Here is a 20,307-nt window from a genome sequence, read left to right on the forward strand (position 1 = left end):
GGTACGGGCAAATCACTCAGCCCGACCGTTTTTTTTGCGCAGGATTTCACCCAGTCGCAGCATACAGCGGTATTTCCGCACTTTAGCCGCTTCCATCGTGATCTCCAGCAGGCGGGCAATCTCCTCCATGGAATAGCCCTCCCAGTAAAACAGTTTGAGTAGTCGCTGGCAGGCCTGACCCAGCCGCGCCAGAGCCTCTTCCAGATCCGGGAGCCGACGGTCTTCGGTGAATGCGTCGCTGGTCCGGTTTTCATCAAGATCGCCGGGTACGACCACCGACCGTCTTTGCAGCGTTCTCAGCCATTTATTCCGCACAATGGTCGTCGCATACGCATCCAGCGCTACATCGGGCCGAACCTGATAGCTGCCCGACCGGACCTGCTGCCAAACAGCCAGCACCGTATCCTGCACCACATCATCGACATCCGAACGGGTTCCGCTGTTGCCCAGCACCATGCGCCGGGCAATCACGTTGACCCGCCGGGTTAGCAGGCGGATCGCACCGGCCAGTCGGCGCGGGTCGTCTGAGCAGAGGTCTTCGTAGAGCTTTTGGTCCTGGCTGGTCATGCGGCAGCGAATTGGGTTTCACACACCTATTCCGCGATAGCCGAGGAATGTAACATTTTTTTCAGGCGGGTTGTGATTTTTTTTTCGAAGCCGGGCATACACCCTCGAAACCCTGCTTCGAAAGCTTTTAGCGGACGTCCCGGAGCCGGTTTTCACCAACCAATAAACGACCCGTAAAAGGGTATCGGCTATGCAAAAAAAGACCAAAGCTTCGACTATGGGCTGGATGGGCATGTGCGGATTGGTGGTGATGCTGGCGATGAGTGCCTGCGAATCGGTGGCGGTTGAACCCGCTCCGGCCGAAACGCAGCCCACTGTCCGCGTGACTTCCGCCGACGAAGACCCACCAGACCGACCTGGCAAGCCGCCCGGACGGTAAAAAACAGCCGCCACGTTACGGGAGTGTAATGTGGCGGCTTTTTCTTTACTTTGTGGCTTAATCGTTCCCGTTCCTGATGGCTGCCCCCCCGCGTACTCCCGACGACCTCCCGCTGTATCTATCACAAATCGAACCCGTTATTGCTCAGACCCTGGCGACTGACTTTGCCCATTTGTCCGAAACAGCTATCGACCTGATTATGGGCAAGACGATTGAGACGGCGCTCCACATCCGGCGCGTGGCCACCAAACAGCGGCTGCACCAGGCCGCTTTTGCGCAACGGCTGACCCGGGAGCAGGCGCAGGTCTGGCTGACCGTACACGGTACATCCCGAAAGCAGGCGGAAGCCATGAACCAGATTATGGCCGAAAATCAGGCCACCGTCCAGCGGTTTTTAAGTGCCTATACCTTTCGGACCACCGACCAGCAACAAGAGGTTCTGAACGACAGTTTCAGGGTGTTTTTTGAAATGATCGCCAACCAAAAACCGGTGGTGGCCCTCATCTCAACCGTCGTGAAGGGAATTGCCCGCTATAAGGCCCTAAAACAATTGGGCATCAATCGAAAAGATTCGTGGCAATGGCTCGAAACACCCTATGAATCGGATGGAGACGACGACATCGGAACTTTCGACTACCCCGTCCCACCCGATGACAGTCAGGAACCAGACAGTGTCGATCTTCACCTGCGGTTCGAAGAGGTTGTCCGGGAAAATACAACACCAGGTCGACCCGATGAGGAAAGACCCCTCCTCAAACGAATTGACTATACAGAACTCCAGCGCTCCATTGCTGATTGTTTCAAGAAGTTACAGGACCGACGGCAATTGTTGCTGCGGCTCAAATACGCCTTCTGGAAAGGCTATGATAAAGTCCTGCTGAGCGACGAAGACATAGACAGTAGTTTCGACAAATTAACCATGGAACAAATTGCCGCAATGGCCGGCTACAAGGACGCCCACACCGCCAGTGTACGCCTGAAAGAAACCCGGCAAAAGATTTATGATTGCCTGAAAAGCAAACTTAACATTACCCCTTCAGCCCAATGATTACGGACGAAAATAAATGGACCTTTATCGAGGCATTCCTGGCCGGAAAACTCGATGCGTCGGCGCAGGCCCTGGTTCGGCAGAAGATAGACGAGGATCCGGTTTTCCGAACCGATGTGCTGATTCAACAGGCGCTTAACCGCGAAATCGAAGCGCAGAAACAGGCCGAAGACCGCGAAATCGTAGCGCAGTTCATGGCGAACCGGCCGAAGCGAGGCATCGTGAAGCCGCTGCCGATACCGATTTGGCGACAAACCTGGTTCCGGGCCGCAGCCGTCCTCGTTCTGGTGGTGGGCTTAGGCTGGCTGGCCTACAACAACCGCGCTCCGGAAATGCTGGCGGTTGAAATTCCGTATGACCAACGGGACTTTGGGATGGCAACTGACACCTCAGTTAACCGAACGACTTTTTCGGTTGAATTCAACAGCCGGGGGCCGTCGGGGGGCGAATACAGCAGCGGTGAAGGCCGTATCCAGCTTTTCCTGCCTGAGCTGCCTGCCGATGCAAAACAATGGATTCTGAGCGATCGGCGTGAGGGCGACTATTTGCTCAGAACGCCCCAGGGAAAATCCTACCAGCTTGATAAACAAACCTCTGGCGAACGAAAACCGCTTTTACCGATTAATTAGTTTCGGTAGCCACCCAGCCCGCCAGCCGGCTGTCGCGGTATTCCAGAAAAAGCCACCGTTTGGCACTCCGAAATCCGTAGAAAACCGTGTTCCGGGCACCGGCGACCGTTATCGCCGGTGCCCCATACCGTTTTAGCTGACTGGCCGGACTACCGATGGCGAATCCTTTCAGCGCCAGTCGGCTGCTTTTCAAGACCCGGTACATCCGCACTGTCGGCGACGAACTCCTGGTTGGCTCGTCGGCAATCGGCAGCCAGTAGCTGGTCAGCGAGTCGGTTCGGGCGATCCGGGCGGCCTTTGAAACGCCGGGGAGTTGTTCCATCGGCGGAAGTTTGGGCAAATTCTTCGGATCTGGCCAGGCCGGAATGGGCGTCTGTTTCCCCGATTTTGCATCCCGGTCCCGAACGAAGCCGTCCAGCCACTGTTTCCAGCCGGGTTGCAAGCCTTTTTCAAAATACGACAGATTCCCGGCTGCCCGAAAAGCCCCCTGTGTTACCGCCAGCTTGAACGACTTCCGGGCTTCGTCAGTCTGACTGAGGTCGGCCTGAACGATGCCCAACATCAGATGGGCATTGGCCGACAGCGGTTTCTGCAAATTGGCCAGCGTTTGCCGGGCCTCGTCAGAATTGTTGAGCAGATACTCCGCAATGGACAGGTTGAGCCCGGCCGTCTGGTGCGTGGGTTGCTCCGACAAAGCGATTCGGAAAAGGGTCCGGGCTTCGGTCAACAGTTGCCGAAACGGCAATGAGCGATCGCGTCGCAGCACGGTCAGCAGCCGGTTATCGCTATCGAATTCGACCGGAAATTCAAACCGCAGCCGGGGATCTTCCTTTGCTAAAGGCATCAGGGCCAGCGCCTGATTGAGTTTGATTGCTCCCAGATTGTTGCGCGTTGCAGCACTCGGATACCGTTTGATTAACCCGACAAAAGCATTACTGGCAGATTCATAATCGCGCAAAAGGTAACTGATTTCGCCGACCTCGAACAGTTGGGCTAGTTCCCGCACCCGGTCGGTGGTGTCGGCCACCATTTTTAAGCGTTGCTGCTTGCTGAGATACCCCGTCAATTGACCGTGTACGAAAGCGTCATAAAACCGGGTATAGACCTCCGGGGCCAGAGAAAAAGCATCGTAACCCGACAGATAAGCCATAAATACCCCCGAACGATCGGCGAGGGCTTCCTGATTTTCGAACGAATTGGGTTTGCTGTTTGGCACTTCCAACGGCGAAAAGAATTCCTTTTTACTGCCGTGCCGATACTGAAAATGACCCAGTTCATGTCCCAGCAAACAGGCCAGTGCCGCATCGGCATCGGCACCAAAGCCCCCGCAGAGCGACAGCACATCGTCACCCAGTTCGATTCGGGTCGGATTGTCGGGTCGGTATCTCAGCCGACCTTCGACACCGGTTTGTCGCCGTGGCAGGAGTTTCAGCACGGGCGCATCGGGCGGATTGCCAATGGTCTGGAGCAGCCGGGCATAAACGCGGTGCATCAAAACCGTTTGATCGACCGGTTCTTTCGGGGGTGATACGGGAAAAAGCAGGCTAACTGCCAGTACAAAGTGCATCCAAAAGGGCTGGCCCATGCGACAACGGTTTTTTTTCGGCGAACCTGTTACATTTCTTTATTCCGCAAGAATAACCAAATGTAACACCCGCCACACCACGGTTTTCCGATTTTATCCATATCCATTGAAACGACACCCGGTTTCGGTCTCTACGAAGCCGGGTGTTGAATCGATTAGCTGAATTTCATTTTTATCTTGTAGCGTATTTCCGCCAAACAGACGCCCAACCTGAATCCTGTAAAATGATCGCGATGAAAACCCTGCTGCTGTTTATCCTGTTTTTCTATCTCTTGCTGGCTTCACTCATCACGTACAGCCAGAAACCGGAGCTGGTGGTGCCAGTTGGGCATACGGAGGACATTCATTCCCTGGCGTATTCTCCGAACGGAAGATATGTTTTGTCGGGGTCTGTAGACCGAACCCTTAAGCTATGGGAATTTGGGACTGGCAAATTACTGCGTACGTTTGAAGGTCATTTATATAGCGTTAACTCAGCCGTTTTTTCCCGAAACGGCATGTATATTTTGTCCGGTTCCAGTGATAGTACACTTAAACTCTGGCAAGTCAATACCGGCAAATTGGTTCGGACGTTTGAAGGCCATGCCGGTTGGGTTACCTCCGTTGCCTTTTCACCGAATGGCAAATTGGTCCTGTCGGGCTCCGATGACAAGACGATCAAGCTTTGGGACGTCAATACCGGCAAATTAATGCAAACGTTTGAAGGCCATGCCGACGAAGTAAATTCGGTGGCGTTTTCGCCCAATGAGAAATACATCGTATCCGGCTCTGATGATTATTACGGTTCTACTGATGGGACGGTCAAACTTTGGGACGTCAGAACAGGCACGTTGATCCGAATGTTGAAGGGACACACCGACAATGTAAAATCAGTAGCGGTTTCCCCGGATGGCAAGTATATCGTATCCGGTTCTGACGATGAAACGCTCAAACTCTGGCAAGTCACTACCGGCAAGTTAATCCAAACGTTTAAAGGACATGCCGCCAGTGTTTCCTCCGTACTTTTCTCGCAGGATGGCTCCCAGATTGTATCTTTAGATGACGATAATTCGGTTCGATTTTGGGAAGTTCCAACGGGTAAGTTGATCCGAACGTTTGAGACGTTTTTCGGAGAATCTGCGGACTTATCTCCCGATGGCAAGTATTTGGTAACCGGGCTTGGAAATAGCATCGGCTATTGGGAAGTAAGCACTGGACAGGTATTTCAATTTCTTGGCGGAAATACCAATCCGGTCCACTACTTAACCTTTTCCTCTGATGGTCAATTAATTACGGCAGATCATACTAGTTTTAGTTTTTGGTCAGCCAATTTAAGTCGACGGATGCAGGCCGTACGGGTTGATTACTCTTCATCGATAGCCTTTTCTGCGAATGGTCGGCAGGTATTAACCGCAACGCAATCGGATACACTCAAACTTTGGGATGCCAATACCGGCCAATTAGTGCGAACATTTAAGGGATATAGTGGCTATGTAAGATCGGTCGCTTTTTCACCCAACGGGAGATACGCCCTGTCCGGTTCTGATAGTATACTTAAACTTTGGGACGTCAATACCGGCAAGTCAATTCGAACCTTCAAAGGATATAAAAGCTCTTATCCGGTGGCATTCTCGCCCAATGGGAAATATGCCTTATCCGGTGCATGGATCGAGTCGAATAACACCCATCCACTTAAACTCTGGGACGTCAATTCGGGCAAACTGATCCGAACATTTGCCGGACATGATAAGGGAAATATCAATTCGTTAGCGTTTTCACCCAACGGAAAATACATCGTATCCGGCTCTGATGATTATTACGGTTCTACTGACGGGACGGTCAAACTCTGGGACGGCAACACCGGCAAGTTGCTCCATACGTTCGAGGGACATGAGCATGGCATCAATTCGGTGGTATTTTCACCCAACGGAAAATACATCGTATCCGGGTCGGGTGATCAAACACTTAAATTATGGGATGTTACTACCGGCAAATTGATTCGAACGTTTGTGGGACACGCGCACATCGTTAAATCCGTAGCCTTCTCCCAAAATGGACAATTTATTTTTTCCGGTTCCTATGACCACACCACCAAAATCTGGAACACGGAGACGGGCAAAGAAATCGCTACGCTCATCACCGTTGACTCTTCCGACTGGGTGGTAACCACCCCCACCGGTTTGTTCGATGCCTCGCCGGGCGCGATGGCACTCATGCACTACGTGGTCAACGATTCTACGGATCGCGACGAACCGTGGAAAGTGATTGAACTGGAACAACTGAAACAGCGCTACTATCAGCCGGGGTTGCTGCCTATTCTGATGGGAAACAGCAAAGAGACCCTTCGTCAGGTGCCCGCTTTCGAAGGGGTCAACCTGCCGCCCAGCATCCAGCTTTCCCTGAAAGGCGACAAGCTGACCGTCAAACTCAAAAACCGTCGGGGCGGTATTGGTCCGGTTTCGGTCTTCATCAATGGAGCTGAAGTCGTCAATGATTTGCGCGCTAATCCGGTGCGGGATGTGAACAAAAATGACCTTACCCTCACGCTGTCATTGAGCCGATTCGCCAACCGATTCGATACGCTCAATACTGTCCGCGTTGTGGCACTCAACGGGGCCAACTGGCTGCGCAGCCGCCCCGTCGAACTCAACTACCAGCCTGCCGGTCGTACCCGGGGTGGGGTGCCCGAGAAAGGTGAATCTGCTCTTCCCCGCAAAACCGTGCGGCTTTGGGCCGTGGTGGTCGGCACCTCCAACCTCGGGTTGAACTTTGCCCATACCGATGCCGAGCAGATTGCAAATGGCCTGCAACTGGCCGCTACCGAACTCCTCGGCCCGACAAATGTAAGCGTGCAACGGCTCGTTACCAAGCCGGGCGCACCACCCCAATCCACCAAAGCCGAAGTTGTAAAGGCGTTGGAAGCGGCTCAGAAAACCCACCCGGAGGATATTTTTGTGCTGCACCTGTCGGGCCACGCCATCAACTACGGCGGGCAGGACGGCGATTTGTATTACCTCACCTCCGGGGCCACCTCGGCCGACGCCAGTTACCTCACCGATCCCGCCATCCGTCAGACCTACGCCCTGTCGAGTCAGGAGCTGACCCGGTATCTCAACCTGATACCGGCCCGGAAGAAGCTCCTGATTCTGGATGTGTGCGCGGCAGGAAAAGGCGCAGAGAAGCTGCTCGTCGCGGCCCGTGACATTCCCGCCAGCCAGATCCGGGCACTGGATCGACTCCAGGAGCGAACCGGCTTTTACGTGCTGGCCGGTTCGGCGGCTGATGCCGTCAGCTACGAAGCCAGCGTGTATGGGCAGGGGCTACTCACCTACGCACTCCTGAAAGGCTTGCGGGGTGCGGCCCTGCGCCGGGAAGGTTCCGAGGAGTTTGTGGACGTAGAAAAGTGGCTGGGCTACGCCGTGGAGCAGGTTCCGCTACTGGCCAAAGGCATTGGTGGTATCCAGCAGCCGTTCTACCGGGGAATTCAGAACCAGCGCAGTTTCGATGTGGGGCGGGTGACGGAGGAGGTAAAAGCCAAAATCCGGATATCCGAACCCAAACCGGTGCTGCTGGTCAGAAGCTTTCAGGAAGAAACGCAGTTTGACGACGTGCTGGATTTGAAGAACAAGGTCGAAAGTGCCCTGAACGACCTGATCGCCACGCGGGGCGCCGACGCGCCGGTGCTCACGATGGAGGCCAAAGACTATCCGGGAGCTTACACCCTGAGCGGTCGCTACACACTCCGGGGCGAGGAGATTTCGGTGTCGTGTAAAGTATTTAGGGCCACCGTTGCGGTGGGCGAATTTGTGGTAACAGGGACAAAAAGCAAGCTACCCGAACTGGCGCAGTCGGTGCTGACCCGGGCGCAGGACCTGGTGAAACCGTGAGAAATTCCGGGCTTTTCCGGGGTAACTGACGGGCGTGACGCGTAGGCAAAAAAAGGTTGTAAAATTTTTCCGGACGGGTTGTTACATTTTACCCCCCCTCCTGAATAACCTACTAAACAACCAAACATTTTGCTAAGTCCCATGAAAAAGCCCGCTATTTTCGCCCTGATTTTAACCCTGTTGTGTGGTTCTCTGTTCGCCCAAAAGACCCCGGTCACCAAGCCCGAAGAGACCGAAAAACCCGCCGTACCGACAACACCCCAAACCCAGAAGGTGCAGGACTACAGCTCGGCCCTGAGCCTGGCCCGCTACGGTTATGCCACGAAAAACGCGTTGTGTCTGATTACGGCTGCCGACATGATGTACAAGCTGAATGTCAGCCCCCTGCCCGCCAGCGCCCGTCAGAACCCCTCCGAATCGGCCCCGACGGATTCCAAACCCGCCAAGCCCGACCTGGCCAATCCTGAACAACTGCTGATCGACGCCCGACGGCTGGCCAAAGGTGATGCGACTGTGCTGGCCCTGGCAAACCGGGTGAAGCCTGCTCTGCCCACCCGGGGCGCCGTTGGTGGCCCCAAGCGCAGCACGACCAGCGTTTCTGCCAACTCGGTCGACGTGTTCCAAATCCGGTTTCGCGGGTATGAGTCGGCCATCGTAGCCTTGCGGGGTGATGGCGACACCGATCTCGACCTGTATATCTACGACGACAATGGCAACCTGATTGCCCGCGATGACGACTACACCGACGGCTGTGTGGCCTCCTGGACACCGCGCTACACCGGCCTGTTTACCATCCGCGTTAAAAACCGGGGAAGCGTTTACAACCGCTACACGCTGGCCACCAACTGATTACCCACGCAACATCCAAGACGAACACGACCATGAAACATAGTCTATTTTTCGCCCTGCTGATCGGAATTCTGCTGGGTTGCAAAAAAGAAGGGGAGCCTGATCCCGTTGCCCCTACACCCGTTGTTCCTACGCCCGTTGACCCGATTATTACACCGCAAAAGGTTACCGGCGAGTGGGTGGCAGCCCAGGGTGGGGGGGGCGGTTTCAATAACTTCGATACCTTCAAAAATTACCAGTTCAATTTTGAGGTCAAAAACGCGAATCAGGATGTGATTGTCGGACTTACCTCGTCCGACATCAATGTAGCCTATGCCTTGTTCGACCCGCTTGGGCAGCGTATCGATGTGAGCGGGCAATCGCGGAGTATGTCGAAACCGTATAAACTCAACGCCGGAAAACACCGTGTGGTCGTCACTTCCGACCGACGCGCCGTGGGCAAATTTGAACTCACGATGTTGGGGGTAAACGGTGAACCCGTCCGAATACCGTCGCAACTTCTGCAATCGGACACCCAAAACTGGGGAACGCTGGGTGGTGGAGGGCTCGATAAATCATTTAAGAATCATTTCTACACGTTTGACATTACCGACGATAACACCAGCATCGATGTTGAACTCGAATCGCCCGATACAGATATTTCGCTGCATTTGTATGATGAATTGGGACAACTTGTTACAAAGGAATTCGGTAACCGCTACGGATTCAGGATTATTGCCGCGAAAAAAGGCACTTACACGGTTATGGCTGGTACCCGTGAGCGGGGAAGCATCGGAAGTTATCGTCTGAACGTATTCGGCAAAGTAGGTAACCTGAAACGGGTGGTCTCACAGTCGACAACGGTATCGGGAAATTGGGCCTCAGGCGGGGCATTCGATACCTATACGATCCAGATTACCAATAATAATTCGCCACTGGATATTAATCTCTCCTCGGCCGACATCGACGTTCGAATAAACTTGCAGAACAGCGTCGGTCAGCAGCTCGACAACACCTGTTGTGCGGTCAAGTCAACGTATCTCGCGGTTGAAAAAGTAACACAGGGTACCTACCGGATCATGGTGCAATCGTATCCCTCTGCAACCAGACGGGGCCCTGGCAACTACACCCTCACGGTTCACGGCCAGTTCACCGATTTCAAAAAGATTTAACTTCTCTAAACAAGCCCACAAATGAAAAAGTCCCTGACATTATTGATGATCCTGCTTACGCTGAGTCTGTCGGTTGCCGTTCGCGCCCAGACCAAAGCCCGGGTTCTGAAAACGCCGGCTGCGGCACCTGCCAGAAAACCGGCACCGCGCACGCCCGGCCCCCCCGCTGCGGACCGGGCCAATTCGTCGAAGCTTCCCCAGAAAACCACTCCGCCCCCACCCCCGCCACCCACTCCGCCACCGGCTCCACCGAGTACGACGACCCAACCGTCGCCCGTTCGGGGGTATGCCTGGAAATCGAGCCGCTCGCCCAGCTATGGCTACAAAAAAGGCGACAACCTGCTCAATATCGGTGTCGGTTTATCATCGTATTACTACGGCAATCCCATTGGTCTATCGTATGAAGTGGGCGTTGATAAGGATTTCAGCGTCGGCGCTCAACTGGATTATAACTCCGGCAATTACGGCAATTACTACTACAACAGCTCCCGCTGGCGCTACACCGCCACGTATCTGGGCCTACGAGGGTCTTTCCACGCCAACCGGTTGCTGAAGTTGAACACCCAGAAGGTCGACCTCTACGCCGGTCTGGGGCTGGGCTACCGCAGCTTCCGGTGGAATGATTCGGGGTATGGCTACGGGTATGATTCCCGCAGCGGGCTATTCCTGAACTACTTTATCGGCGGCAAATACTACTTCAGCCCAAAGGTCGGCGCCTTTCTGGAACTGGGCTACACCGGCCTGTCGTCGTCGCGGGTTGGGCTTTCGGTCAAATTTTAAGGACACCAGGACGATCAAACGGTTTTGACGGATGAATAGTTACAAGAAAATTGCCATTGGGGTATTCGCTCTGGTCGTGTTGTGGCATCTCGTTGTGGCCATGACCAACCAAATCACGGTTTGCGGCCTGTTTTTGTCGAAACCGGCTGACCCTGGGTATGGGTGGGCCGACAGCGGAAATGCCGATGCCCGGTTTTTTTGGCAAATCACCGGCGTAAAATGGCTGGCGGGCATCAAGCATCCGGAGTTCAATGCCGAAACCACCCCAACCCAGGGCGACTGGAAGCCACTTCCGGGCTATCAATTTACCGACCGGACCAAAGGGCTGGAAACCCACTGGGAAGCCGGTTTGCTGCATTCGGATTACATGGCCTGGTCCGACGAAGTGGAGGGCAAGTGGATTCCCGTTACCGGATACCGGTTTGTTTATCAGGGTGATACTTTTATCGAGTCGGTTTGGGATCCGGGCAAACGCTATGATGATCTGAAGGTTATTTCGCTGCCGGAAAAAGACCAGTACAAACCCTTTGCGGGCTATACGTTTCTCGAACCGGGTCAATCGCTCAAAGTGGTCTGGACACCGGGGCTGGTCAATTCCGATAATCCAAGGCTGGTTGCGGGCACGAAAGAGGGCACCTGGAAGGTAAACCACACGCCTTCCCGACGGTCCGGTGAGGTACCCTGGGTGGTTAAAAAGATTGCCGAACGGGTCATCATTCACGCTTTCTGATCGTCCCTCAGAAGCGTTTGATCCGGAAATAATTCAATACCAGACACCACGCGAATCGGGCATATCAGGCCGGATTCGCGTGGTGTTTTTTGTAAAAACCGGGTTCTTCCGTGGAATCGTAGCCGAAAATTTGGGACACTTCCGCTTTCGTTTTATCTTTAAAGCGCACTTCATCCACTTTTGTACGCGAAAGACTTTTACGAACCTATGAGACTAAAAATCACCGCCCTGGTTGCGGTATGCATGACCCTGACCAGCCGAATCTGGGCGCAGGCGCCTTCAACAACGCCTTACAAGGCCAACGACCGCTTTGAACAGCTCGGCCCCCAACTACCCACCCCCAACACCTTTCGGACGGCCACCGGTGCACCGGGTCGGGATTTTTTTCAGAACCGTGCTGATTATGACATCAAGGTTGAACTCGACGATACGAACCAGAAAATCATTGGTTCTGAACTGATTACATACTACAACAATTCGCCCGACGCCCTGAAATACATCTGGCTCCAGTTGGATCAGAACCTGTTTGAGAAGAATTCAACGGCTAACTTAGCCACCCGGTCGGCGGTTTCGACCAGCGGGAGCAGCCTAGCCCGGTTGCACAACCTCAACAATGCCGAGCCCGGTGCCCAGATCGATCGCCAAAAAGAATATGGCCATAAAATAACCGCCGTTCGGGACGCAACCGGGAAACCGCTGAAGTACACCATCAACGGAACCATGATGCGGATCGATCTTTCCGCTCCGCTAAAACCGGGTCAGAAATTCGGGTTCGGCGTCGACTGGAATTACAACATTACCGCTTATTACGGCCGGAGCGGCTACGAATTTTTCGAACAAGATGGGAACCGGAATTACTTCATTGCCCACTGGTTTCCGCGTTTGTGCGCCTACGACGACGTGAACGGCTGGCAGAACAAGCAGTTTCTGGGTCAGGGCGAGTTCACGCTGATTTTTGGCAACTACAAAGTGGCCATCACCGTTCCCAACGACCACATTGTGGGTTCGACCGGCGAATGTCTGAACTACAAGCAGGTGCTGACGCCCACGCAGTTCCAGCGTTTGCAGAAAGCATCGACCTCGAAAACGCCACTCAAAATTGTGACGCAGGACGAAGCCATTGCGGCCGAAAAAGGCAAACCAACCGGCAAGAAAACCTGGATTTACAAAGCTGATAACGTCCGGGATTTTGCCTTTGCCTCGTCGCGAAAATTCATCTGGGATGCCATGCAAACCGACGTCTACGGCGATGGCCGGAAAATCTGGAGCATGTCGTTCTACCCCAAAGAAGGCAATCCGCTCTGGGAACAATATTCGACGCGGGCCGTCGAACACACGCTGCGTTCCTACGGAAACCGCACCTTCAAATACCCGTATCCGGTGGCCATTTCGTGCCATGCCACGCGCTACGGCGGCATGGAATACCCGATGATCAGCTTCAACGGCGGTCGGCCCGAACCCGATGGCACCTATTCGGAGAGCAATAAAGCCGGGATGATCGGGGTGATTATTCATGAAGTGGGTCACAACTTTTTCCCGATGATCGTCAACTCCGACGAGCGGCAGTGGACCTGGATGGACGAAGGATTGAACAGTTTTTGTCAGTATCTGGCCGAAAAAGAGTGGGACTATAACTTCCTGAGCGGTTATGGCGAACCGCAACGCATTGTACCCTATATGAAGTCGGACCCGGCCACGCTGTCGCCCATCATGACCTCGTCGGACAACATCATTCAGTTTGGCCCGAATGCCTACGATAAACCCGCCGTGGCCCTGAACATTCTGCGCGAAACCGTGATGGGCCGCGAACTGTTCGACTACGCTTTCAAGGAATATGCCAATCGCTGGGCCTTCAAAAACCCCACCCCGGCCGATTTCTTCCGCACCATGGAAGACGCTTCCGGCGTCGATCTGGACTGGTTCTGGAAAGGCTGGTTCTACGGCGTCGAACCCGTCGATCAGGATCTGGTCGAAGTCGACTGGTTTACGCTCAACACCCAGAATCCAGAGATCGAAAAAGCTCTGGCCCGCACCGAAGCCGAAGCGAAAGCCAAAACCATGAGCAAGATTCGCGACGCGGCTACGAAAGACCAGACCGTCGTAGCCAAAGACTCGACGATGCGCGATTTTTACAACAGCTACGACCCGTTTGCGGTGACGGATGCCGACAAAAAGAGATACCAGGATTATCTGGCGTCGCTCAACGATGAAGAACGCAAAACACTCGAATCGAAGAACAACTTTTATACGCTAACGCTGAAAAACAAGGGCGGTTTGCCGATGCCGGTGATCATTCGGATGCAGTTCGAGGACGGCACGGATTCGGTGGCACGGTTTCCGGCGGAGATCTGGCGGTTCAACGATGCGCAGATCAACAAGGTGATTGCAACCAGCAAGAAAGTGACGCAGTGGACGCTCGATCCGTTCCAGGAAATCGCCGACATCGATACGGACAACAATTCATTCCCGCGCCAGCCGCAAAAGCCGACACGTTTCCAGTTGTATAAGCAGCAGGTCGGCGGCCGTGGGGGCGCTCCGAATCCGATGCAGCAACAGCGGCAAAGCACGCAACCACCGGCTACGCAGGGCGGAGCACCTAGAAGGTAAAAAATGGATTTCAAATGTAAAATGATGAATATTAAATATAAAAGTAGCCAGGCACTCTTCACTTTTTCATTTAGCATTCATCATTTTACATTTGAAATTCCTTTTTTTAATTGATTAGTGCCTCACCAACCACCGGTGTTTCCTGCCGACGTTCGCCGATTTGTTGCCGCCACATCGCGTAATACAAGCCTTTTTGTTCGAGTAGTTCGGCATGGGAGCCGGTTTCGGCAATTTTCCCTTTTTCCAGCACAATAATCGTATCGGCGTGCATGATGGTCGAAAGGCGGTGGGCAATCAGAATAGTGATCTGTTCGCGCCGGGCCGAAATGCTGCGGACGGTGTCGGAAATGGCTTCCTCCGTCAGCGAATCCAGTGCCGAGGTGGCTTCGTCAAAAATCAGCAGCCGGGGATGCCGGATCAGGGCGCGGGCAATGGAAATCCGCTGTTTTTCACCCCCCGACAGTTTCATACCGCCCTCGCCCAAAACCGTCTGAATGCCCTTTTCGGAGCGGGCAATGAGTTGATCGCAGGAGGCTTTGTGGAGCGCTTCCCGAATGTCGTCGTCGGTGGCATCCGGTTTCACGAACAGCATATTTTCCTTGATCGTACCGGCAAACAGTTGCGTATCCTGCGTTACAAAGCCGATTTGCCGGCGCATCGGGTTGTAGCGAATCTGACTCGCCGGCACATCATTGAAGTAAATTTCGCCAGAAACCGGTTTATACAACCCCAGCAGCAGCTTCACCAGCGTCGATTTTCCCGAACCCGAAGGCCCTACGAAAGCCAAGGTTTCGCCCATGCCAACCCGGAACGAAATGCCGTCCATCGCGTTCTGCTTAGCGGTTTGGTGGCGAAAAACGACGTTGTCGAACCGCAGGTGTTCCAGAACGCCAAAGTCGATGGAGTCGTCGGGCCGCCGTTCGACGGATTTGTGCATCAGGTTGTCGAAAAGTCCCAGCGACGATTCGGCTTCGCGGTACGACAGGATGATGTTGCCTAAATCCTGCAAGGGCGCGAAAATAGCCGTGGAGATGAACTGCATCGAAATCAGTTCGCCGGTGGTCAGCACATCCCGAAATATGAGCCACAACAAGGCAAACAAAATCGACTGTCTTAGCACATTCAGGGTGGTTCCCTGCAGGAATGACAGCGTCCGAACCTGTTTGGTTTTTTCCATTTCAAGGTCGTAAATCCGTTGGGTGTATTGCTTGAGCCGCCGGATTTCCGGAAATGTCAGCCCCAGACTCCGCACCAGTTCGATGTTGCGCAGGGATTCGGTGATGGCCCCGGCCAGCTTCACGGTTTGCCGGTTGACGGCCTTCTGAACGGTTTTGATTTTCTTGCTGAGCAGTCCGGTCAAACCACCCAACACCAGAATCCCGATGACAAAAATGGGAATCAGCGCCCAGTGTTTGGTGATGGCATACCAGATCAGAAAACCCATGCCGACGATGGACGAAAACAGGATGTTGATGAAGGCATTGATGAACTTCTCGGTATCGGTTCGCACTTTCTGCAACAGCGCCACGGTTTCGCCACTCCGCTGCTCCTCGAATTCCTGAAAAGACAACCGCAGCGTTTGTTTCAGACCGTCGTTAAACACCTGCGTACCAAACCGTTGCACAACCAGCCGCATGAAATATTCCTGAAACGATTTGGCCAGCCGCGCCAGCGTGGCAATGCCGACGGCAACCGCCAGCCAGAACAAAACGCCTTTCACCAGCTCATTTTCAGGCCGAACCGCCGGCTTGGTTGCATATTCGTCGATGATCTTTCCAAAAATCAACGGATCGATCATCATCAGAATCTGGCTGACACCCGCCAGCAGCAGCGACAAACCCACCATCCACCGGTGCGGTTTCAAATATGTCCACAGAATACCCATAAACGCTCACATCTAAAATTCATACCAGCCTGAAAGGCTGCAATCACTAGCCCCGGGCATCGCCCGGGGAACGCCGGGTGTATGGTCACCAATCCGCAAACACCGGATGTGATCATTATCATCCACACCCCAAACACCGGATGATTCCCCGAAATCCCCGGAGGTTTCCCGAACCCCGGGTGATTCCCGAAAAACCCGCGTAATTTTTAAAAACCCGTATCTCCCAAACCCCCGGGTATCACCCGGGGCTAATGATCACAGCCTTTCAGGCTGGTTGGTAAGTAGACTCGAAAACCGGTGGTTTTGTTCGGTTGGATTTCTGAACCAGCCACGGAACGAATAGGAGATAAAAATGGACTTAATTGCTATTTTTTCATGAAAAACTCGTCCTTTTTGAAATTTTCATACTGATTAATCAGAATACGCTTTATTTGCTGAACTGTACGCCTAAAAGAGATAATGAAAGATCGTGCTTTACTTTTAACCAATGGATTGCTGGCCTCACCGGATGCAAAAACCGCCCACGGACTCATTCGGGACAGCGAACGCTACACCATCGCCGGTGTGATTGACCCACCGACTGCCGGACGCGACGCGGGTGAGGTGCTGGATGGCAAACCCCGTCAAATACCGGTTTTTGCTTCGCTCGAGGAGGCTCTGGCCGCCGTTGGGCCGGTGCAATGCGGCATTGTGGGCGTCGCTACCGTCGGCGGTGTTTTGCCGGAAGAGATTCTGGCGTTGATCAAAACGTGCCTGAAAAATGGGTTGTCGGTCGTCAACGGCCTCCATGATTTGCTGAACGACCGACCTGAACTGGTGGCACTGGCGACTGAACACCATGCCAACCTAATCGATATTCGGAAACCCAAATCCCGCGCCGAACTACATTTCTGGTCGGGCGATGTTTTCAAGATTACCGCCCCCATCATTGCCGTGCTGGGCATGGACTGCGCGATGGGCAAGCGAACCACCACCCGGCTGCTGACCCAGGCCTGCCAGGCCGCCGGACTCAATGCGCAAATGATTTATACCGGCCAGACCGGCTGGCTGCAGGGTGGGAAATACGGTTTTATTTTCGACTCGACACTCAACGATTTCATTTCCGGCGAAATTGAACACGCCCTCGTGTCGTGCTGGCAGGAAACCGGCGCCGAGGTGTTGCTGATTGAAGGGCAATCGTCGTTGCGAAACCCCAGCGGCCCGTGTGGACTGGAATTTATGGTTTCGGGCCATGCCAAACACGTTGTCCTGATGCACGCGCCCAAACGCAGGTATTTTGATTATGATGAACATTGGGGCGAAATCCCGTCGGTAGAATCGGAAATCGAAATCATTCAAAAGTTCGGATCGGAGGTGCTGGCGCTGGCGCTAAACACGGAAGACTGCACGCTGGAAGAGGCCAAACAGTTTCAGCAGGAATACACCGAACGACTGGGCATTCCGGTGTTGCTGCCCCTCCAGGAAGGCCTGGCTCCGGTGGTTCCGATCATCCGTCAACTCGTTGAAAAAACCGTTCATCATGCAGATTAAATCCATCCGGGCCTACCGCCGGGATCTGGCACTCACGAAACCGTATACGATTGCCTATCAGACGATTTCGGCCGTTGAGAACATCTTTCTGACCGTCGAATTAGCCAACGGCATCATCGGCGTTGGAGCCGCCAACCCCTCGCCGGAAGTGGTCGGCGAATCGCCGGATCAAACATTTGCCAATTTGCAAAGTGACGGCATCACCCGGTTTGTGGGTCGTGACATTCGCCATGCGTTTCAGTTGATCGACGAAGCCGGGCAGCAGTTTCCGAATCTACCCGGCACGCTGGCGGCTTTCGACATTGCCCTCCACGATGCCCTCGGGCAGTTTCTGGGCATTCCGGTTGTCGAACTGTACGGGCAAAAAATCACAGCATTGCCCACTTCCATCACGATTGGGATCATGCCGATTGCCGAAACGCTGGAAGCCGCCCGCGAGTATATTCAGCAGGGTTTCCGGGTGTTGAAAGTAAAAACGGGGCTCGACGTCGCCGAAGACATCGGACGAATCCGGAAACTTCGGGAACAGTTTGGCCCCGACATCGTGCTGCGCGTCGATGCCAATCAGGGGTATACCGTCGATCAGTTGATTCAGTTTATCGGACAGACCGACGACGCCAACGTTGAACTCATCGAGCAACCGTTGCCGGTGGGAACGGAGGAAGAACTCCGCTCACTGCCGTTGCCTCTTCGTCAGCGCCTGGCCGCCGATGAGTCGCTGAAAGGGGGTGAGGCCGCTCTGAAACTGGCGCAGGAACCACAACCGTTCGGGATTTTTAACATCAAACTCATGAAGTGCGGGGGCATTCGGGGCGCGTTCGACATTGCGACGGTGGCGCGTCTGAGCCAGATTGAGCTGTTTTGGGGTTGCAACGACGAGAGTATTGTCAGCATTGCGGCCGCTTTGCACACAGCGTTTGCCTGTCCACATACCCGCTACCTCGATCTGGACGGCAGCCTGGACCTCGCCGAAGACGTTGTCAAAGGCGGTTTTATCATTGAAAATGGCCTGATGCGACCCACCGGATTGCCCGGTTTGGGACTCACCGACTTAACCCTGTAACCGATGAAACCAGCCCCTAAATTGGCGCGGGTACTGAGCTTGCCCACGGCTATTGTGCTGGTGATCAGCGTCATGGTGGGATCGGGTGTTTTCAAGAAAATCGCTCCGATGGCCGACGCCCTGCAATCGCCCGGCCTGATTCTGCTCTGCTGGCTGCTGGCCGGGCTGGTGAGTCTGGCCGGTGCGCTGACCAACGCCGAAATGGCCGGCATGTTTCCGAATTCGGGGGGCGAATACATCTATTACCAGAAAGTCTATAACCGCTTTTTTGCTTTTATTTACGGCTGGAGCAATTTCACGGTGGTCAAAACAGCGGCTATTTCTGCGTTGGCGCACATTTTTGCCCAGTCGCTGGTCGGTTTGCTGGTGCTGGACGACGGAGCCGGTTTCTGGACCAAAGGAATCGCTTCCGCGCTGATTGTCCTTCTCAGTCTGGCCAGTTACCGCGGCATCCGGTTTGCGGGCGGCATCAGTTGGGTGCTGATGTGCGTCATTCTGCTCACCATTGTCGGCATCACCATCGCGGGATTCAGCTCTCCGCTGGGTAGCTTCGACAACCTGAGCCGGAATAGTCCGGCGTTTGACGGCGGGGCCATTGAAGGGATGGTTCTGGTCAAAGCCCTTTTCATCGCGTCGCTGGGTGCTTTCTGGGGCTACGACGGCTGGAACAACATTGCTTTTCTGGGCGAAGAGATCAAAAATCCGCAGCGGAATCTGCCGTTGGCCCTCGGACTCGGCACCTTGTTCGTCGTGGGCCTGTACCTGCTCCTGAACGTCATGTACGTCTACGTATTGCCGATTGAGGAGTTGATCGCGCTCAACCAGACGCCCGGCCGCATTGCCGCCGTCGAAGTCATTCGGCGGGTCAGTGGCTCGACCGGGGCCACGCTGGTATCTGTTCTGATTTTGTGTACGACCTTCAACGCCACCAACAGTTCCATCCTGACGTCAGCCCGGCTGTATTATGCAATGGCGCGCGATGGTCTGTTTTTCAGTACCGTAGCCCGGATTCACCCCCGGTTTCAGTCGCCCTCGGTTTCCATTGTCTGGCAGGGCATTCTAGCCGTGGTGCTGGTCTGGTCCGGCACATTCGACCAGTTGACGGATATGCTGGTTTTTGCTTCGTTCATTTTCTACGGTTCAACGGCATTCGGCGTCCTGCTGCTCCGGCGATCACAGCCCGATTTGCCCCGCCCCTACCGCGTCATTGGCTATCCGGTTTTGCCAGTCGTTTTCTGTCTTTTCTGTCTGACGCTGGTGGTTATCACCCTCATCGAACAGCCCCGAGAAGCCTTGATGGGCCTGGGACTGATTGCTACAGGGATTCCGTTTTACGGGTTTTGGTATCGGCAGAAACCGGGAAAACTCTAGGCCCGCGCAGATGGGAACACGGATTGGACGGATGAAACGGATTTACACAGAAATAGAATCTGTTCTGATCCGTTCCATCCGTCCAATCCGTGTTCCCATCCAAATTTCAAACCCGATTTCAGGATGCTGGCTCAGTTTTCAAACGGTCTGAATAAAATAATCAGAAACTCCTTTTCCCGTGTAGCCGAAAAGGGATAATGAGCGCCCAAAAGGACTTGTCAAAAGAAGCCGAATGCGGGCCGCTGGTGGCCAAAGCCACCCCAAATC

15 protein-coding genes are annotated in these 20,307 nt (G+C 54.1%); 12 read left to right on the forward strand and 3 right to left on the reverse strand.

Going from position 1 to position 20,307, the window contains the following annotated elements:
* Positions 1–12: 12 nt before the first annotated feature.
* A complete protein-coding gene (locus tag DUE52_RS27150; RefSeq protein WP_114409231.1) occupies positions 13–567 on the reverse strand; it encodes an RNA polymerase sigma factor in 555 nt (184 codons plus the stop codon).
* A gap of 190 nt (positions 568–757) precedes the next feature.
* Here DUE52_RS27150 and DUE52_RS27155 point away from each other — a divergent pair, with 190 nt between their 5' ends.
* From DUE52_RS27155 to DUE52_RS27165, 3 genes are all read left to right on the forward strand, one after another.
* A complete protein-coding gene (locus DUE52_RS27155) occupies positions 758–946 on the forward strand; it encodes a hypothetical protein (protein ID WP_114409232.1) in 189 nt (62 codons plus the stop codon).
* 76 nt (positions 947–1,022) lie between these two features.
* The gene (locus DUE52_RS27160; protein ID WP_133299956.1) at positions 1,023–1,994 is read left to right on the forward strand and encodes a hypothetical protein; all 972 of its coding nucleotides are present in this window, start codon (positions 1,023–1,025) and stop codon (positions 1,992–1,994) included.
* A complete protein-coding gene (locus DUE52_RS27165) occupies positions 1,991–2,623 on the forward strand; it encodes a hypothetical protein (protein ID WP_114409234.1) in 633 nt (210 codons plus the stop codon). The genes DUE52_RS27160 and DUE52_RS27165 overlap by 4 nt, the downstream gene beginning before the upstream one ends.
* Here DUE52_RS27165 and DUE52_RS27170 read toward each other — a convergent pair.
* Positions 2,616–4,208 (reverse strand): hypothetical protein, encoded by a 1,593-nt coding sequence (locus DUE52_RS27170; protein ID WP_114409235.1) that lies wholly within the window; start codon positions 4,206–4,208, stop codon positions 2,616–2,618. The two genes, DUE52_RS27165 and DUE52_RS27170, sit on opposite strands and share 8 nt — an antisense overlap.
* Positions 4,209–4,441: 233 nt before the next feature.
* Between DUE52_RS27170 and DUE52_RS27175 the strand changes: the two genes are divergently transcribed.
* The 6 genes from DUE52_RS27175 (at position 4,442) to DUE52_RS27200 (ending at position 14,191) form a co-directional block, all read left to right on the forward strand.
* Complete coding sequence (locus DUE52_RS27175; protein ID WP_165841048.1) at positions 4,442–8,074, forward strand: WD40 domain-containing protein; 3,633 nt, start codon at positions 4,442–4,444, stop codon at positions 8,072–8,074.
* Between the two features lie 141 nt (positions 8,075–8,215).
* Positions 8,216–8,923 carry a hypothetical protein gene (locus DUE52_RS27180; RefSeq protein WP_114409237.1) on the forward strand — a complete coding sequence of 236 codons (708 nt, stop codon included), beginning with the start codon at positions 8,216–8,218 and terminating at the stop codon, positions 8,921–8,923.
* Positions 8,924–8,955: 32 nt separating this feature from the next.
* The gene (locus DUE52_RS27185) at positions 8,956–10,074 is read left to right on the forward strand and encodes a hypothetical protein (RefSeq protein ID WP_114409238.1); all 1,119 of its coding nucleotides are present in this window, start codon (positions 8,956–8,958) and stop codon (positions 10,072–10,074) included.
* A 21-nt stretch (positions 10,075–10,095) separates the two neighbouring features.
* Positions 10,096–10,854, forward strand: a complete 759-nt coding sequence (locus DUE52_RS27190) for a hypothetical protein (protein WP_114409239.1) — start codon at positions 10,096–10,098, stop codon at positions 10,852–10,854.
* Between the two features lie 31 nt (positions 10,855–10,885).
* Positions 10,886–11,584, forward strand: a complete 699-nt coding sequence (locus DUE52_RS27195) for a hypothetical protein (protein WP_114409240.1) — start codon at positions 10,886–10,888, stop codon at positions 11,582–11,584.
* A gap of 243 nt (positions 11,585–11,827) precedes the next feature.
* Positions 11,828–14,191: a M1 family metallopeptidase gene (locus DUE52_RS27200; RefSeq protein WP_374755926.1), complete on the forward strand. Its 2,364-nt coding sequence runs from the start codon at positions 11,828–11,830 to the stop codon at positions 14,189–14,191.
* A gap of 106 nt (positions 14,192–14,297) precedes the next feature.
* Here DUE52_RS27200 and DUE52_RS27205 read toward each other — a convergent pair whose 3' ends face one another.
* Positions 14,298–16,076 carry an ABC transporter ATP-binding protein gene (locus DUE52_RS27205; protein ID WP_114409241.1) on the reverse strand — a complete coding sequence of 593 codons (1,779 nt, stop codon included), beginning with the start codon at positions 16,074–16,076 and terminating at the stop codon, positions 14,298–14,300.
* A 459-nt stretch (positions 16,077–16,535) separates the two neighbouring features.
* On the opposite strand from DUE52_RS27205, the gene DUE52_RS27210 reads away from it, so the two are divergent.
* The 3 genes from DUE52_RS27210 to DUE52_RS27220 are packed head-to-tail and all read left to right on the forward strand — an operon-like array spanning position 16,536 to position 20,040.
* Entirely contained in the window at positions 16,536–17,606 is a 1,071-nt protein-coding gene (locus DUE52_RS27210; RefSeq protein WP_114409242.1) for an N-acetyltransferase DgcN family protein, read from the forward strand.
* A complete protein-coding gene (locus DUE52_RS27215) occupies positions 17,596–18,669 on the forward strand; it encodes a mandelate racemase/muconate lactonizing enzyme family protein (RefSeq protein ID WP_114409243.1) in 1,074 nt (357 codons plus the stop codon). The genes DUE52_RS27210 and DUE52_RS27215 overlap by 11 nt, the downstream gene beginning before the upstream one ends.
* 3 nt (positions 18,670–18,672) lie before the next feature.
* The gene (locus DUE52_RS27220; RefSeq protein ID WP_114409244.1) at positions 18,673–20,040 is read left to right on the forward strand and encodes an APC family permease; all 1,368 of its coding nucleotides are present in this window, start codon (positions 18,673–18,675) and stop codon (positions 20,038–20,040) included.
* Positions 20,041–20,307: the final 267 nt, after the last annotated feature.

Origin of the sequence: Larkinella punicea, assembly GCF_003334855.1 — a bacterium.
Lineage (GTDB): Bacteria > Bacteroidota > Bacteroidia > Cytophagales > Spirosomataceae > Larkinella > Larkinella punicea.

Coding starts and splice junctions, on each gene's coding strand:
- DUE52_RS27160 (WP_133299956.1), top strand. CDS start 1,023: ATGGCTGCCCCCCCGCGTACTCCCGACGACCTCCCGCTGTATCTATCA.
- DUE52_RS27155 (WP_114409232.1), top strand. CDS start 758: ATGCAAAAAAAGACCAAAGCTTCGACTATGGGCTGGATGGGCATGTGC.
- DUE52_RS27185 (WP_114409238.1), top strand. CDS start 8,956: ATGAAACATAGTCTATTTTTCGCCCTGCTGATCGGAATTCTGCTGGGT.
- DUE52_RS27215 (WP_114409243.1), top strand. CDS start 17,596: ATGCAGATTAAATCCATCCGGGCCTACCGCCGGGATCTGGCACTCACG.
- DUE52_RS27150 (WP_114409231.1), bottom strand. CDS start 567: ATGACCAGCCAGGACCAAAAGCTCTACGAAGACCTCTGCTCAGACGAC.
- DUE52_RS27165 (WP_114409234.1), top strand. CDS start 1,991: ATGATTACGGACGAAAATAAATGGACCTTTATCGAGGCATTCCTGGCC.
- DUE52_RS27170 (WP_114409235.1), bottom strand. CDS start 4,208: ATGGGCCAGCCCTTTTGGATGCACTTTGTACTGGCAGTTAGCCTGCTT.
- DUE52_RS27205 (WP_114409241.1), bottom strand. CDS start 16,076: ATGGGTATTCTGTGGACATATTTGAAACCGCACCGGTGGATGGTGGGT.
- DUE52_RS27190 (WP_114409239.1), top strand. CDS start 10,096: ATGAAAAAGTCCCTGACATTATTGATGATCCTGCTTACGCTGAGTCTG.
- DUE52_RS27195 (WP_114409240.1), top strand. CDS start 10,886: ATGAATAGTTACAAGAAAATTGCCATTGGGGTATTCGCTCTGGTCGTG.
- DUE52_RS27210 (WP_114409242.1), top strand. CDS start 16,536: ATGAAAGATCGTGCTTTACTTTTAACCAATGGATTGCTGGCCTCACCG.
- DUE52_RS27180 (WP_114409237.1), top strand. CDS start 8,216: ATGAAAAAGCCCGCTATTTTCGCCCTGATTTTAACCCTGTTGTGTGGT.
- DUE52_RS27200 (WP_374755926.1), top strand. CDS start 11,828: ATGACCCTGACCAGCCGAATCTGGGCGCAGGCGCCTTCAACAACGCCT.
- DUE52_RS27220 (WP_114409244.1), top strand. CDS start 18,673: ATGAAACCAGCCCCTAAATTGGCGCGGGTACTGAGCTTGCCCACGGCT.
- DUE52_RS27175 (WP_165841048.1), top strand. CDS start 4,442: ATGAAAACCCTGCTGCTGTTTATCCTGTTTTTCTATCTCTTGCTGGCT.